This window comes from uncultured Turicimonas sp. (genome assembly GCF_902477955.1).
Lineage (GTDB): Bacteria > Pseudomonadota > Gammaproteobacteria > Burkholderiales > Burkholderiaceae_F > Turicimonas.
Genome location: NZ_CABSJB010000006.1, coordinates 42543 through 57306, shown reverse-complemented (window position 1 = coordinate 57306; position 14764 = coordinate 42543). Strand labels below are relative to the sequence as shown.

At 47.1% G+C, this 14764-nt stretch carries 12 protein-coding genes and 1 other RNA gene; 2 read left to right on the top strand and 11 right to left on the bottom strand.

What is annotated here, in order from left to right:
- Positions 1 to 6: 6 nt before the first annotated feature.
- The 11 genes from murG to rnpB all read right to left on the bottom strand — a co-directional run bounded on the left by murG (position 7) and on the right by rnpB (position 11932).
- Complete coding sequence (gene murG / locus RDK53_RS03115; protein WP_308513242.1) at positions 7 to 1083, bottom strand: undecaprenyldiphospho-muramoylpentapeptide beta-N-acetylglucosaminyltransferase; 1077 nt, start codon at positions 1081 to 1083, stop codon at positions 7 to 9.
- Positions 1080 to 2315, bottom strand: a complete 1236-nt coding sequence (ftsW, locus tag RDK53_RS03110) for a putative lipid II flippase FtsW (protein ID WP_308513241.1) — start codon at positions 2313 to 2315, stop codon at positions 1080 to 1082. The genes murG and ftsW overlap by 4 nt, the downstream gene beginning before the upstream one ends.
- Positions 2309 to 3739, bottom strand: a complete 1431-nt coding sequence (gene murD / locus RDK53_RS03105) for a UDP-N-acetylmuramoyl-L-alanine--D-glutamate ligase (RefSeq protein ID WP_308513240.1) — start codon at positions 3737 to 3739, stop codon at positions 2309 to 2311. Before murD ends, ftsW begins: the two co-directional genes overlap by 7 nt.
- Before the next feature lie 7 nt (positions 3740 to 3746).
- Positions 3747 to 4910, bottom strand: coding sequence for a phospho-N-acetylmuramoyl-pentapeptide-transferase (mraY, locus tag RDK53_RS03100; protein WP_308513239.1), 1164 nt, complete (start codon positions 4908 to 4910; stop codon positions 3747 to 3749).
- Positions 4911 to 4912: 2 nt separating this feature from the next.
- A complete protein-coding gene (gene murF / locus RDK53_RS03095) occupies positions 4913 to 6274 on the bottom strand; it encodes a UDP-N-acetylmuramoyl-tripeptide--D-alanyl-D-alanine ligase (RefSeq protein WP_308513238.1) in 1362 nt (453 codons plus the stop codon).
- Entirely contained in the window at positions 6267 to 7727 is a 1461-nt protein-coding gene (locus RDK53_RS03090) for a UDP-N-acetylmuramoyl-L-alanyl-D-glutamate--2,6-diaminopimelate ligase (protein ID WP_308513237.1), read from the bottom strand. Before RDK53_RS03090 ends, murF begins: the two co-directional genes overlap by 8 nt.
- Positions 7720 to 9651, bottom strand: a complete 1932-nt coding sequence (locus RDK53_RS03085; RefSeq protein ID WP_308513236.1) for a penicillin-binding protein 2 — start codon at positions 9649 to 9651, stop codon at positions 7720 to 7722. The genes RDK53_RS03090 and RDK53_RS03085 overlap by 8 nt, the downstream gene beginning before the upstream one ends.
- Positions 9648 to 9995, bottom strand: coding sequence for a cell division protein FtsL (gene ftsL, locus RDK53_RS03080; protein WP_308513235.1), 348 nt, complete (start codon positions 9993 to 9995; stop codon positions 9648 to 9650). The genes RDK53_RS03085 and ftsL overlap by 4 nt, the downstream gene beginning before the upstream one ends.
- Positions 9995 to 10957: a 16S rRNA (cytosine(1402)-N(4))-methyltransferase RsmH gene (gene rsmH / locus RDK53_RS03075; protein WP_374041556.1), complete on the bottom strand. Its 963-nt coding sequence runs from the start codon at positions 10955 to 10957 to the stop codon at positions 9995 to 9997. Before rsmH ends, ftsL begins: the two co-directional genes overlap by 1 nt.
- A gap of 15 nt (positions 10958 to 10972) precedes the next feature.
- A complete protein-coding gene (gene mraZ / locus RDK53_RS03070) occupies positions 10973 to 11404 on the bottom strand; it encodes a division/cell wall cluster transcriptional repressor MraZ (RefSeq protein ID WP_277030124.1) in 432 nt (143 codons plus the stop codon).
- A 231-nt stretch (positions 11405 to 11635) separates the two neighbouring features.
- Positions 11636 to 11932, bottom strand: an RNA gene (gene rnpB / locus RDK53_RS03065) — RNase P RNA component class A.
- Positions 11933 to 12139: 207 nt separating this feature from the next.
- Between rnpB and RDK53_RS03060 the strand changes: the two genes are divergently transcribed.
- A complete protein-coding gene (locus RDK53_RS03060) occupies positions 12140 to 13288 on the top strand; it encodes an outer membrane beta-barrel protein (RefSeq protein WP_308513233.1) in 1149 nt (382 codons plus the stop codon).
- Between the two features lie 70 nt (positions 13289 to 13358).
- On the top strand, positions 13359 to 14651 hold the full coding sequence (gene hemL, locus RDK53_RS03055) for a glutamate-1-semialdehyde 2,1-aminomutase (RefSeq protein WP_308513232.1): 1293 nt from the start codon (positions 13359 to 13361) through the stop codon (positions 14649 to 14651).
- The last annotated feature ends 113 nt before the right edge of the window (positions 14652 to 14764 follow it).

The following is a 14764-nucleotide window of genomic DNA, read 5'->3' as shown; positions in this document are numbered from 1 at the left end:
TTTTTCCTAATCCGTAATGTGTTCAATAAAATCCGCAACTGTAGTTGCAGCGTTGGGCTTTCCGAGCCCTTTGGCTTTCTTCGCCATTTCCAATAACTTTTCTCTGTCGAGACTTCCTATAATTTCAGCCAGTTTCGGCGGCGTCAATTCTGTTTGCGGCAAGTAAATGGATGCACCGGCATCCTGCATGTACTTGGCATTTCCGACTTGATGAGAAGTAGTTTTAACCACAAGGGGCACTAATATAGCAGGAACACCGGCTACCATTAACTCAGAGACGGAAATTGCACCGGCTCTGGCCAGCACTACGTCTGCTTTCATGTAGGCTGCTGCCATATCATCGATAAAAGGAACGACTTCAGCTTCGACACCGAGCTCCTTATAAAGATTTTTGACCTTTTCCAAGTCGTTTACACCGCACTGGTGGACGATCGCCGGTCTTACCTCTTCCGGAATCAGAGCAATTGCCTTCGGGGCATTTTCATTGAAAACGCGCGCGCCTAAAGAGCCTCCGAAGATCAATAGATTCAGCTTGCCGCTTCTGCCGGCATATCTTTCTTCCGGAGAAGGCAAAGATACAATCTCTTTTCTGACAGGATTACCCGTCACGACAGCGCGTTTGCCGGCTTCCTTAGCGGCTTTTCCGTCGAAACCGCACATCACGCCGCTGGCATTTCCCTGAATCATCTTGATGCTCAACAGCGGATCCGCATCACTGTTCATCAAAACGTAGGGAATGCCTTTAAGGCCTGCCCCTAAACACACTGGTACGGCAATATACCCGCCGGTAGAGAAAACCGCATCTGCTTTAACTTCAGTCAAATACTTTTTGGATTGGAAGATCGATGAAAGAAGTTTAAATCCGCCGAATAAAAGAGTTTTAAGACCTTTTCCTCTTAAACCTTCAAAGTCCAATGCGGTAAAAGGTATTCCGTGTCTTTCCACGAGACGTTTTTCCATACCGGCCTTTGTGCCAACCCATGAAACATCCCAACCGCGTGAGATCATGATTTTAGCCACTGCAATACCGGGCATCACGTGACCACCGGTACCGGCCGCTGCTATAACTAAATGCTTCTTCATACCATTCCCCCACGCATAGTAAGTTTATTTTCGTAATCGACCCGAAGCAGCAAGGCTGCAGCCGCTAAACACGCCAGAAGCGCCGATCCTCCGTAACTGACAAACGGAAGAGTCAACCCTTTCGTCGGGAGCAAACCGCTGGCTACGCCGACATTGATAAAGGCTTGCACACCAAACCAAATGGCTATACCTTGAGCGACAAGTCCTGAGAAAAAGTGTTTCAACAAAATAGCCTTTCGGCCGATTTCGAAGGCTCTCTTAACGAGCCAAAGGAAAAGAGCAAGAACTACTAAAACACCGACGAAACCCAGTTCCTCTCCGATAATGGCCAAGATAAAGTCCGTGTGAGCTTCAGGCAGATAATTTTGTTTTTCAATAGCGTCTCCCAGACCCACTCCGAATATCTCTCCTCGACCGAAAGCTATCAATGAGTGAGAAAGCTGGTAAGACTTACCTAGCGCATGATCGGCTGACCAAGGATCCAAGTAGGCAAAGATGCGGGCCATACGCCATGGAGACGTCAAAATAACGCCGATAAAAATACTTATCAGCACCACAAAAATGCCGATAAAGATCCCGAAATTGATTCCTCCTAAAAAGAGGATGCCCATCGAGATACAGACAATCATAATCAGCGCACCAAGGTCAGGCTCCAACAGCACAAGCAAACCAACCAAACCGATAACGATTCCCATCGGCAGGAAACCTTTCTTGAAGCTGTGCATAAAGTTCTGCTTTCGCACCGTAAAATTCGCTGCAAACAACAGGGCCGCCACTTTCATGAATTCCGTTGCCTGAAGCTGGAAAGGTCCGACTTGAATCCAGCGATAAGAACCATTGACGTTCTTACCAATCCCCGGGATGAGCACGGCAATCAGCAACACAAAACCTAAGAAGAAAATAAGAGGCGAGAACTGCTTCCAAACTTTCATCGGGATTGTACTGACTATCACCGCAACCACGGCAGCAACCCCTAACGAAATGGCGTGCTTGACAAGGAATGCATCGACGGCAACTTTGTACTTGGGAGAATCAGACAAAGAGATTGACGCTGAAAAAACCATCAGCGTTCCGATTAGCACTAAGCTGAAGACAACAAAAAGCACTCCCCAATCAGGAGAAATCCCTGTCATTGATCGGCTCGGCGCATAGGGAATCGCGGCCTCGCTGGCGTCTCCCACCGTTGTGTTGATCTGGAGATCGCCTTCTCCTTTTCTAAAATACTTCAGCACAAAGTTCCTTCATCTTCTGCAATTTGCTTGGCGCAATCAATAAATTGCTGCGAACGATCGGCGTAATCTCTGAACATATCCCAGCTAGCACAGGCCGGAGACAACAGAATCACATCCCCTTCTTTAGCATTTTGACGGCATGCCGCTACTGCTTCTTTCATATCCTTGGCGTGAATCTTGGGAATATCCACATCAGCCAGCACCTCTTCAATTTGAGGGGCATCTCTTCCAATCAAAACAACTGCACGACAATGTTCTTGGATCGGTTTTTTCAGCGGAGTGAAATCCTGACCTTTTCCGTCCCCGCCGAGAATAATGACGACTTTTCTGCCTTCAAATCCTTCTAAAGCAGCCGCAGTAGCGCCGACATTCGTACCTTTTGAATCATCAATATATTCAATGTCTCTGGAAGTCAAAACCGTCTGGACTCGATGAGGTTCTCCTCGGTAGGTCAGCAGTGCCTTCTGAAGATCCGAGAGTTCAATACCCGTAGACAAAGTTAAAGCAGCCGCAGCCAACGCATTGGCCTTATTGTGATTTCCTCGAATCAGGAGAGAATTAGCCGGAACGATGTTGAAATCTTCTCCGTCTTCGTCCACATAGGAGAGCCAGGGGAAGGCGCCTACTTGTTCAACACCGAAGTCGCCTTTATTTTCCGGGGCGTTTAAGCCGAAAGTACGGACTAAAGCAGGGTTTACTGCCTGTGCAAAACTAATCGACACCGCATCTTCACGGTTTAAAACGCGAATCGTATCTTCTGAAAAGATCTTAGCTTTGGCAGCAGCATAAGCTGCCATCGATCCGTGCCAATCCAAGTGGTCTTCCGTTACGTTCAAAAGCGCTGCTGCATCACATCTCAAGGAAGAAGTTGTCTCGAGCTGGAAACTGGAGAGTTCTAATACCCAATAGTCCGGCAGCTTCTGCTCTTTTTCCAAGCGAGTAACCTCGGCCAGAGCGTTAGGACCGACATTGCCTGCAAAGCACACGCTATGGCCGCTTTCCCCGACAATATGGGAACTCAGCATGGTCGTCGTAGTCTTACCGTTAGTTCCGGTAATTCCAATTACCTTAGGGGCGTAACCGGTTTCCTCTTTAAGTTTTGCCAAATGACGGGCAAAGAGTTCAATTTCTCCGACAACACCAATTTCTTTGGCTTTCGCAGCGGACACCAGCGGAGCGATTGCAGAAAAGTACGGGGAAATACCCGGCGAAAGAACAAGCAGTGACTCGTCAGTTAACTGAATATCGTCCAAGTCTCCGCCGATAAACTTGACCTGCGGAAATTCTGTCTGCAGGACTTTTAAATTTGGCGGACATTCTCGAGTATCCAACGCAGTTACGTTCCAGCCGTTTGACACCAAGTATCTTACGACTGTCATTCCGGAGGCTCCAAGGCCAACTACTATTGCCTTTTCTTGCTGCATAGCAATCCTAACGAATCTTCAAAGTTGAAAGACCAATTAATACCAATACAATCGTGATAATCCAGAAACGGACTACCACCTGAGTTTCTTTCCACCCCTTCATTTCGAAATGGTGGTGAAGAGGCGCCATTAAGAAAATTCTTTTACCGTGAGTAAGTTTGAAATAACCGACCTGCAAAATCACAGACAAGGTTTCCATCACAAATATGCCGCCCATGATGAAGAGCACCAATTCTTGTCTGGTGATGATAGCCATGGTTCCTAATGCACCGCCTAAAGCCAAAGCTCCGACATCGCCCATAAATACTTGGGCAGGATAGGCATTGAACCAAAGGAAGGCCAAGCCGGCTCCGATCAAAGCTGCTCCTACCACAACAACTTCACCGGCTCCCGGAACATAGGGGAAAAGTAAATAGTTGGCGTAGTCCACACGGCCGACCACATAGGCAAAGATACCAAGAGCAACGCCTACCAGAGCGCTCGGCAGAATTGCTAAACCATCCAGACCGTCAGTTAAATTAACGGCATTGCTTGTTCCCACAATGACAAAATAACTGAGAATAATGAAGCCCCAAATTCCAATAGGAATCGAAACTCCCTTCAGGAACGGAATTAACAATCCGCTTCTATCCGGAAGCTGAATAGAACCGAACCCATTTGCAATCCAGTCTCCAACCAGAGACCAAATACTTGAAGTATCAGGTGCGGCCACTGCAAAGGCCAAGTAAACGGAAGCGATTATTGCGATAAGGGACTGCCAGAAATACTTCTCTCTTGATTTCATTCCCTCCGGATTGTGATGAACAACTTTTCTGTAGTCATCTACCCATCCGACGGCTCCGAGCCCGAGGGTCACGAATAGAACAACCCAAACGAATCGGTTGCTAAGATCCATCCACAAAATCGTAGACAATCCGACGGCAATCAAAATAATGATGCCGCCCATTGTCGGTGTGCCGTCTTTAACCAAATGAGTTTTAGGCCCGTATTCGCGGACGGCTTGTCCAACTTTCAGAATTCTTAGTTCCTGAATGACTTTCGGCCCGATAGCAAGTCCGATAAAAAAAGCGGTAAGAGCTGCAAAAACTGCTCTTAAAGTCAAATAGTTAAAGACTCTTAGCCATCCCCATCCACATGTGTCAGCCAACCACTGAAACAAAGCTAATAACATGTTTATTCCTTTCCAACCTTTTCTTCTAGTTTTGCAGCGATGTTATAAAGTTTCATGAAATTTGAAGCTTTTATAAGGATTGCGTGAGGACCGCTGTTTAAAAGTTCTAATACTGCTTCAAGCAGTTCTTCTTTATTTTCGAAATGCTTTGCGCCGGGACCGAAGCTTTCAACTGCATCGATCATTCGATTACCGGTACAGAACAAAGTTTGTATACCGACGTCTGCGGCATACTTACCAATTTCTTTATGACAATCGACGCTTTGGACCCCGAGTTCTCCCATATCTCCCAAAATCGCCAGGGTGGGCATTTCATTTGCTGCCAACATTTTTAAAGCAGCAATCATAGAGTCAGGGTTCGCGTTATAACTGTCATCAATCAGAAGACTTCCGTCTTTCAGCTTGAAAGTTTCGCCTCGATGAGCAACGGGTCTGAAATTTTCCAACCCCTTCTTAATATCACAAAGGTCTCGGCCGACTGCATACTCAACGGCAGCAGCACAAACGGCATTAACAATATTGTGATCTCCCAAAACATTCAATGCGATATCGATTTCTCCCGATGGTGTAATCAAGCGGAAACCTTTATCGATTTTTTCACCGGAGACATCGCTGCATGGAGTCCCGAAAGAAACAATTCTTCTGGGACCGGCTTGTTCATGCCAAAGATTGCAGTACGGATCGGCTTCGTTAATAACGGCCACCCCGTTAGGAGGAAGCATTTCATAGACCAATCCATTTTCTCTCGCGGTATCTTCCATTGACAAGAGGAACTCTTGATGGTCGCGCATCGTATTGGTGACCACGGAAACTGTCGGTGCCACTGCTTTAACGAGCGCTTCCATCTCCCCAACATGGTTCATACCAATCTCAAAAGCGGCCACTTGGTGATGTGAACGCAGACGCCATAACATCAGAGCCACGCCCATGTCGTTGTTAAGATTGCCCAATGTGCCAATCCATTGTGCTGGTTCATAGCGGTTGCTGATGATGGACAAAATCATTTGAGTTGTCGTGGTTTTACCGTTGCTGCCGGCTACAGCAATTACCGGCAGAGAAAAACGCTTTCTCCATAGACTAGCCGATTCCAAAAGGGCTTTTCTCGTGTCGGGCACTACCACCTGCGGGATGGAAACGGGGACGATATGAGAAACCACAGCAGCCGCTGCACCATTATCGGCAGCGTCCTGAACAAAATCATGTCCGTCTCTTTCGCCTTCGATGGCAAAAAACAGCCCGTTAGGCTGAACTTTTCTTGAATCAATTTCTACAGAGGAGAATTTAATTCCCGAGGCTCCTTTGACGGATGCTTCCGGACCTAAAGCCTGGGCCAACTCACCAATCGTCATTAGGGGTTCACTCATTCAAATTTTCCTTTCTATTCTTTAAGTTTTTACGCGCTTCTTCCACATCTGAGAAATGATGTTTAATTCCATTTACCTCTTGATAATCCTCATGCCCTTTACCGGCGATAAGAATGACATCCTCAGGAGCAGCGTTCTTTATTGCAAAGCGGATAGCTTCTGCGCGATCAGGAATTCTGGTCACTTTCTCCGCACCGGAAGCCACTTGCTCAATAATTTTTAGCGGATCTTCACTTCTTGGATTGTCGCTGGTGATGATGGGTTCATCGGCCGTGGCTGCTACCCGTCCCATCAAAGGACGTTTACCGGGATCGCGATCTCCTCCGGCACCAACCAGTACCCAAAGTTTGCCTTTGCGCTGGGTTTTTACTTCCTGCAATGTTTCAATCGCTTTTTCCAGCGCATCGGGAGTATGAGAGTAATCGACAACCACTAACGGATTGACTCCGACTTCTGCTATCTGCATACGTCCCGGCGGCGGGACCAACTTTTGAGAGGCTTCGCAGACCTTCTCAAAATCAATTCCTGCGGCTAGAGCACAACCAACGGCAGCAAGATAGTTTTCGACATTAAAGTTTCCGACAAAGTTGCACTGAATGCTTTTAACTTTATCTTGCCAATGCAGGTCGAATGCTATTCCATGCTCCGTGTGACATAGATTAGAAGCGTATAGATCCGCTTCTTTCTTGCGGCTATAGATAATCCGAGTCACATCGCGGTTTCTGATCTGCTGGATATAACGTTGTGAATACTCATCATCGAGATTAATCACTGCACTTTCCAACTCAGGCCAGTCAAACAAAATTCCCTTGGCGGCCGCATAGTTTTCCATCGTCTCGTGATAGTCGAGATGGTCACGAGTCAGATTTGTAAAGGCGGCAATTTTGATGCTCAAGCCTTCCATGCGCCCCTGTTCCAGACCGATGGAACTTGCTTCCATCGCAAACGCCTGACACCCTTCATCTCTGAGCTGAGAAAGTGTTGATTCCAGAGTCAGAATGTCCGGTGTTGTCAGCGAAACAGTCGGTATCTTTTTACCTTCGAAATAGCATCCGATGGTTCCCAGAACGGCACAAGGCACTCCGCAGGAACTTAGCAAGTAAGAAATCCAGTGAGTCGTTGTGGTTTTGCCGTTTGTTCCGGTTACGGCAATCCCTGTCATGGATCGTGACGGATTACCGAAATAAGCTGCGGATATTTCAGGGAGCATCTCTCTGAGATTGCTGACTTCCAGCTGATTATCAGGAAGTTCCAATTCTCCTAGACCTTCCCGTACAACACAGGAAGCACCGTTTTTTAAAGCGATTTCAATAAAATCTCGGCCGTCATGGGCTCCTCCCGTGACGGCAAAAAACACATCGCCGGGCTTAACCCTTCTGCTGTCAAGGCACAGTTTGGATTCAGCCCGCGCGTATCTAGTTATAAAGTCCAATATATCTGAAAGGTCAGGCACCGCCAGTCTCCTTCTTCAGTCCTTTGCCCACGTCGTTAGAGGCGCGAATTCTCGGCGGCTTCTTAACCGGCGCAGTTTTATTACTTACAGGCTGCGGCGCAGCCTTTTTAGCTTTGCCTTGGGCAACCGCCTTAAGCGATTTGTCCTTCCCCTGCTGTTTAGCATCATTCTTTACGTAGGTTGTCTTGGGTGTGACGGCCTTATCCGGGTTGACAGCCATAATTCTTAAAGTTCCCGCAACAATCTGGGAAAACAGCGGTGCCGCTGCAGTTGAACCCCAGTGTTTGCCCTTCATCGGCTCATCAATCATTACACCAACGACAATTCTCGGGTTAGAGGCGGGAGCATAACCGGTAAAGCTAGCCACGTATTTCTTCACATACTGACCGCCCTCAAGCTTATAAGCAGTTCCGGTTTTGCCGGCAACGCTGAATCCTTCAACCTGAGCTCGAGTACCGGTTCCGCCTTTTTCGACTACGCTGGCAAGCATAGCTTTCATTTGATTCGCCGTTTTCGGACTGTACACAACCTGAGGCTGTGCCGGCTCTCTATCTTTCATGATAGAAAGAGGCACCATATCGCCCTCTCTGGCAATAGCGGTATAAGCTTGGACCAGCTGAAGCAAAGAAACCGTCACGCCGTGTCCGTAGGACATCGTCGCCTGTTCAATCGGACGCCAGCTCTTGGCCGGTCTCAATCTGCCCGGAACCGCTCCCGGGAAACCGATATTGGGAGCCTTGCCGAAGCCTAACTTGTCATAGTATGACCACATTGTTTGCGGCGACATCAGCAAAGCAACCTTTGAAGTTCCTATGTTGCTTGACTGCTGAATGATTCCGGCAACGGTTAGTTCTTTACTGTAGTGAGAGTCCCCAATGCTTCGCCGTCCGAAAGTCATGCGATGACCGATTTGGAATAATGTATTGGGCGTAACTTTCTTTTCTTCCAGGCCGGCAGCTACCGAGAACGGCTTCATCGTCGAGCCCGGTTCATACGTATCGGTGATCGCTCTGTTGCGGATAGCCTGACGGCCAATCTTTCTTCTAACATTGGGGTCAAAGCTTGGATAATTAGCCAAAGCCAATATATCTCCCGTCTGTGTATCAGCAACGACGACGGCTCCCGCTTTAGCGTTTAAATCCTTGACTTGTTTCTCGAGTGCTGAATAAACCAAGTACTGAATTCTGGTATCGATCGTCAGTCTTATATCCTCGCCATTTTGAGGTTCTCTGATCCATACGTCATCGATAATTCTCCCGAGGCGATCTTTCATCACACGGCGGGAGCCTGTTGTCCCTGTCAGAAGCTTATCGGCCGAAAGTTCGACACCTTCGACTCCGTTCCCGTCTATGCCGGTTAAACCGACAATCTGAGCAGCAATGACGCCGTCCGGGTATTGTCTTAAGTATTCACGGGTGGAATGAAGTCCTGCAATATTCAATGCAAGAACTTCATTGGCTACATCATTAGGAACCTGACGCTTCAAATAAACGAAAGTTCTCTTTGAAGAAAACTTCTTCTTAAGCTCTTGCTTAGGAACTTTCAGCAATGAGGAAAGTTTTTTAAGCTGTTCTTCCGTAATATCAGTGTCCTGCGGAATAATCCACAAACCTTTTCCGGGAACGCTGGAGGCCAGAACGGCGCCGTTTCTATCCAATATTCTTCCGCGCACGGCAGAGACGTCTAAAGTTCTCTGAAAACGCATCTCTCCCTGTTTTTGAAGAAATTCGGTATTGAATCCGAGCTGAAGGTAAGCTAAACGACCAATCAGAACCAAAAAAGAAAGGACGATGATGAAATACAGAAACCTAACGCGTCCGGCAGGTACACGAATAGACAACAGATCCTGAACGCTGTCGTTAGCGCCTCTGATTTCCTCGGGAGAAGAAGATATCCAACCTTTGATTTTATTAATTATTTTCATGGTGCGGCAGCCTCCTTAGTTGGCTTGACACCGGCTGCCCCGCTGGAAGATGGATTTTTAAGCGACGGGGTCGGGTGGATGATGACTACCTCGTTATTGTTAACAGGGGCAAGTCCTTGGAACTTCGCCGATGACACAATGTTTGACGGCTGTTCCAAAGAGGCGAGTTCTACTTTTGCTCGATTCAACTCATCGATCAGGGAATGATAAGTCTGCTGCTCTCTCTCGAGCTGAATAAACATCGTTCTATAGGTATGGCGGTTGTAGACAATACGAAGCCCGCAGGCGAAAATGCCTACTTCGATCAAGATGATTACAAACACCAAAAACCTGAACTCTTTCATTATGCTAACTCCAGTCCCTTCCAAGGAGTACTTGTTCTGGATGCAAAGCGAAGAATTGAACTTCGAGCTCTAGGATTGATTTCTAACTCTTCTTTTGAAGGCACGACTTTCTTGCCTTTGCTGAATAAAGGCTGAGGAAGCTGCTCTGCACGCAGCGGCAATCTAGGATCAATTCCTTTGTCAGGATTTGCGCACATATCAAAGAAGTGTTTAACAATGCGATCTTCCAAAGAATGGAAGCTGATAACTTCTAGAATTCCTTCGGGCTGCAGCAGAGAACCGGCAGCATTGAGAGCTTGTCTCAACTGTCCTAGTTCATCGTTAATAAAAATACGGATACCTTGGAAGGAACGCGTTGCAGGGTGCTGATCACGATCCTTCTTATTTCTCGGTACTACCGATGCAATCAAATCTGCCAAAGCCTTGGTTGTAGTAAAAGGCTCTTTAGCTCTTTTTTCACAAATAGCGGCCGCGATCCTGGAAGAGAATTTTTCTTCTCCGTAAAGCTTTAAGACGGAGGCTATTTCCTCAGCAGCTGCTTGATTGATCCATTCGGCTGCCGTCATTCCGGTACTTGTATCCATGCGCATATCGAGAGGGCCGTCAAATCTGAATGAGAAACCTCTTTCTGCATCATCGATTTGCGGACTTGAGACACCGATATCTAGGAGGATGCCGTTGACAGAAGTAATGCCAAGCTCGACGAGCTTTTCTTCCATTTCTGCAAAAGGAGCATGAATGATCCGGAAGCGAGGATCCGTTATCTCTTCGGCCGCTTTGACAGCAGTCTCATCTCTGTCAAACGCGTACAGCTTCCCCTCGGGAGAGAGTTTTTCAAGAATTAGTCTTGAATGTCCTCCTCTTCCGAAAGTGCCGTCTACGTATATGCCTGAAGGATCTCTAACCAGAATGTCAGGAACCTCTTTAGCCAGCACAGGAATGTGTTTGAAATTCTTTGCGATGTCCAAAGCCAATCCTTAAAAATTAAATGCAGCTGCTATTTCGGACAGATTCTCTGACTTTGCTTGTTCTTCGCTCTCTTCCAATTTCTGGGCATCCCATAGTTCGAAATGCTGACCCAAACCGACTAAAACAACCTCTTTACGGTTTAGGCTGCAGCTGCTTCGGATCTCTTGCGGAATCAGCAGGCGACCGTTAGCATCCATCTCAACATCTATAGCCGAACCCATAACAATTCTTTGGAATGCGCGGGCAGCAAAAGGAAGGGCCATTAACTCTTCTTTCTTTTTCTGCCACACAGGACGAGGGTAAAGAAGTGCGCATCCATCAGGGTGTCTTGTAAAAGTAAGTTGTCCGGAGCACAACTCCTCCAGGGCCTTGCGAAACCTCGCAGGCACTGAGAATCTCCCTTTGGAATCGAGAGTAATGTGAGGAGAGCCTTGGAACAATTTTTATTTCCGAAACATTAATACACCATGGACCTCTAATTTTATCCACTTTTTAGCCACTTTTTTCCACTTTTTAGCGCTCTGCCCTATCGGTAGGACGCTAATATAGATTGAGAGATAAAACTTTGTTCCCAAAATGATTTTTCTTTAACGTAAAAAAATTATTTTTTCCACTGGGTGAACTTTGTTTTCAAAAAACGAAACAAAACGTGAAGAAGAGGAGAGAAAAGAAGAAAAAGTTTGCCGTAAGCCGGATTCTGTCCGCAATAAATTGCGCGATGATCATTCATCTAGAATATAAGTCGCCTTATATTTCGAGCCACCTACCCACAGTCTCGCCGGACAGGGTCAATAACTGTCTATTTGGTGTTGCTCCGCGTAGAGATTGCCCGTTTCAACCGGACTTAACCGGCTCGTCTCTGTTGCTCTAATCCTCGCCTCACGGCGGAGAGGTGTTACCTCCTACGCTGTCCTATGGAGTCCGGACTTTCCTCAGAGCTAACGCCCTACGATCATCCGGCAAACTTCAGGCGCTACTTTAGTTGCTTTTTACAAAAATTTCAAATGGCCAACATCGAGTAACTACTCACTTCAAAATCTCGGGATACATTTTCATTTTCTTTTAACAACTTATTGACGATCTAGAAACACGGCCTTCCGCCCGTTTAAGAAAATCGTGCTAAATCGCAATAGAATTGAACCGTAGAAAAATCATATAAATTTGTTGGGAATCAAGTGAAAACAAAAACAAAGGCTCTTCTGGCACTTCTACCTCTTGTTGCGTTTCCTTCGATTGCTTTTAGTGCGGGATGGGATTCTTTTTGGTCGGCAATCGGTGAGACGCTTCCGGCGTCTGTCAGCGACAGTGATGAAGGTTATTTTTCTAAAACCTGGGACGGTTTAAAAACCATCATGCGGGATGGGAACACCGGCCTTTTAGTGCCTGCTTATACTATTCATCCGGCGTGGGACTATCCAAACAGGCGTCAGGAAAACGGCTACACATGGGGCGGCGGCATCTCCAGCAACTACATTGATGCTCGCGGCAACCGCCGAATTCTTTATGCGATGGCGTTTTCCGATTCCCACAATATTATTGAACCTTTCATGGGCTACGCGTGGTTGGCTCGATGGAAGCTCGGCTCAAGTCCTCTGCATCTGGAGACGGGATACACCCTCGGTTTAACGGCTCGTGCCGATTACCGATGGCTCCCGATTCCTGCACCCCTGCCTCTGCTAGGAGTTGGAACCGACAACTTAACTTTCTACGGAACTTATGTTCCCGGAGCCAACATTTTCTTTTTCTTCGGCAACTTAGTCTTTTCCGACAAGAGCTTCAGCTATTCCGAGCTTCCCGAAGAATCTAAATTCAATAACAAAGTTATGCTTTACGGAGGGGGCGGTTGGCAGAAAACAGATATGAACGGCCTCGGAGGGGCGAGCATATCTTCGAATCCTGCTTGGACAGCTGGTGCTCGTGTATTTCTAACCAAAAACTGGGCAATTGACGCCAATGTCATCCAAAGCAAACATAATGTTAAATATTTCGGTCAAAAAATAGGTTCTTACAAATTGACCGGATATTCTTTGGCGCTTCAATATCATTTCTTAGCATCAAAAGACGTTTCTTTATATGCCGGCATCGGCGCAGGATTCTTCCGGCTGAACAATCTACAGCAGAACCCCGGCTGGCACTCTCGGAAGAACGCCTTTTCGCCGGTTATTCAGATAGGCACAACCTTTGCTTTGAGCAAACACATTCAATTAACCGGCGGTTTGGATATGGCATTTCCGCGATACAAAGGACGAAATTCCTACGGGGAAACATACTCTTTGAGGCCTTCTCCTGCCACGTTCAAGGCAGCAATCGGCATTACATTTTAAGGTTTGAATTAAGTTTTCGGATTAGTATAGCGTCCTTACTAGGACGCTTATTTTATTAATCGGAGTCAACATGGATCGCAATGAAGCTCTTTTTGACAGAGCCCAAGAATCAATTCCCGGAGGCGTGAACTCTCCTGTTCGTGCATTTAAGTCAGTTGGCGGAGTTCCTCCTTTTATCAAAAAAGCTTTAGGCCCTCATCTTTATGATGAAGAAGGCAAAAAATATATCGACTACGTTGGCTCCTGGGGTCCGATGATTCTCGGCCACAACAATCCCGCAGTTATTCAAGCCGTCAAGGAAGCCGTTGACAACGGTTTGAGCTTCGGTGCTCCGACTCAAGGAGAAGTTTTAATCGCTGAAGAAATCAAGAAGATTATTCCTTCCATTGATGAAGTCCGCCTTGTTTCCTCCGGCACAGAAGCAGGCATGAGCGCCATCCGCCTAGCCAGAGGCTACACCGGACGCAACAAGATTATTAAGTTTGAAGGCTGCTACCACGGTCACAGCGATGCTCTTTTAGTCAAAGCCGGATCAGGCTTACTGACTTTCGGCACACCAAGTTCTGCAGGTGTCCCGGCCGACGTGACTAAAGACACCATTGTTTTGGAATACAACAATTGCGACATGCTTGAAGAAACCTTCGAAAAAGAAGGTGACCAAATCGCCTGCGTTACCGTAGAAGCAATCGCAGGCAACATGAACATGGTTCCTGCTACTCGCGAATTCATCACCAAGATGCGCGAACTGACAGCAAAACACGGAACCGTGATGATTGTAGACGAAGTGATGACAGGCTTCCGAGTCGCTTTGCACGGCGCACAATCCTTATACGGCGTAACTCCTGATCTGACTATGTTCGGCAAAGTCATCGGCGGAGGCATGCCTGTTGCAGCCTTCGGCGGCAAAAAAGAAATTATGGACTGCATTGCACCGCTCGGCCCTGTCTATCAGGCCGGCACGCTCTCCGGCAACCCGGTTGCCGTTGCCTGCGGTCTTGCTACGTTGAAGGCCATTCAAGAACCGGGCTTCTACGACAGACTGTCCGTTCAAACAACCAAACTCATCAGCGGCTTGGTGCAAATTGCTAAAGAAGAAGGCGTTGCTTTCTCCGGACAATGTACCGGCGGTATGTTCGGCATTTACTTCCGTCCGACTTGTCCTGCCAGCTTCAAAGAAGTTATGGAATGCGACACCGATAAATTCAAGACTTTCTTCCATGCCATGCTTGATAACGGTGTTTACCTTGCTCCAAGTACTTTCGAAGCCGGCTTTGTCTCTATCACTCACGACGACTCCGTCCTGAGCAAGACTTTTGAAGCTGCACGAAAGGCCTTTAAAGAAGTTAGAAAGGTTCACGGATAATGAGAAGTTCTCTGCTTTTTCGCATATTCTTTATTTTTATTTTTCTTTTTGGCATTCAAATTCAGGCCGCTCCTTGGGCGCCAAAAACCAAAAGCAATTTCGTAAAAGCAGAG

Bases quoted from the DNA above. Each gene is read 5' to 3' on its own strand.
- murG (WP_308513242.1), bottom strand. From the start codon at position 1,083: ATGAAGAAGCATTTAGTTATAGCAGCGGCCGGTACCGGTGGTCACGTG.
- murD (WP_308513240.1), bottom strand. From the start codon at position 3,739: ATGCAGCAAGAAAAGGCAATAGTAGTTGGCCTTGGAGCCTCCGGAATG.
- mraY (WP_308513239.1), bottom strand. From the start codon at position 4,910: ATGTTATTAGCTTTGTTTCAGTGGTTGGCTGACACATGTGGATGGGGA.
- murF (WP_308513238.1), bottom strand. From the start codon at position 6,274: ATGAGTGAACCCCTAATGACGATTGGTGAGTTGGCCCAGGCTTTAGGT.
- RDK53_RS03085 (WP_308513236.1), bottom strand. From the start codon at position 9,651: ATGAAAATAATTAATAAAATCAAAGGTTGGATATCTTCTTCTCCCGAG.
- ftsL (WP_308513235.1), bottom strand. From the start codon at position 9,995: ATGAAAGAGTTCAGGTTTTTGGTGTTTGTAATCATCTTGATCGAAGTA.
- hemL (WP_308513232.1), top strand. From the start codon at position 13,359: ATGGATCGCAATGAAGCTCTTTTTGACAGAGCCCAAGAATCAATTCCC.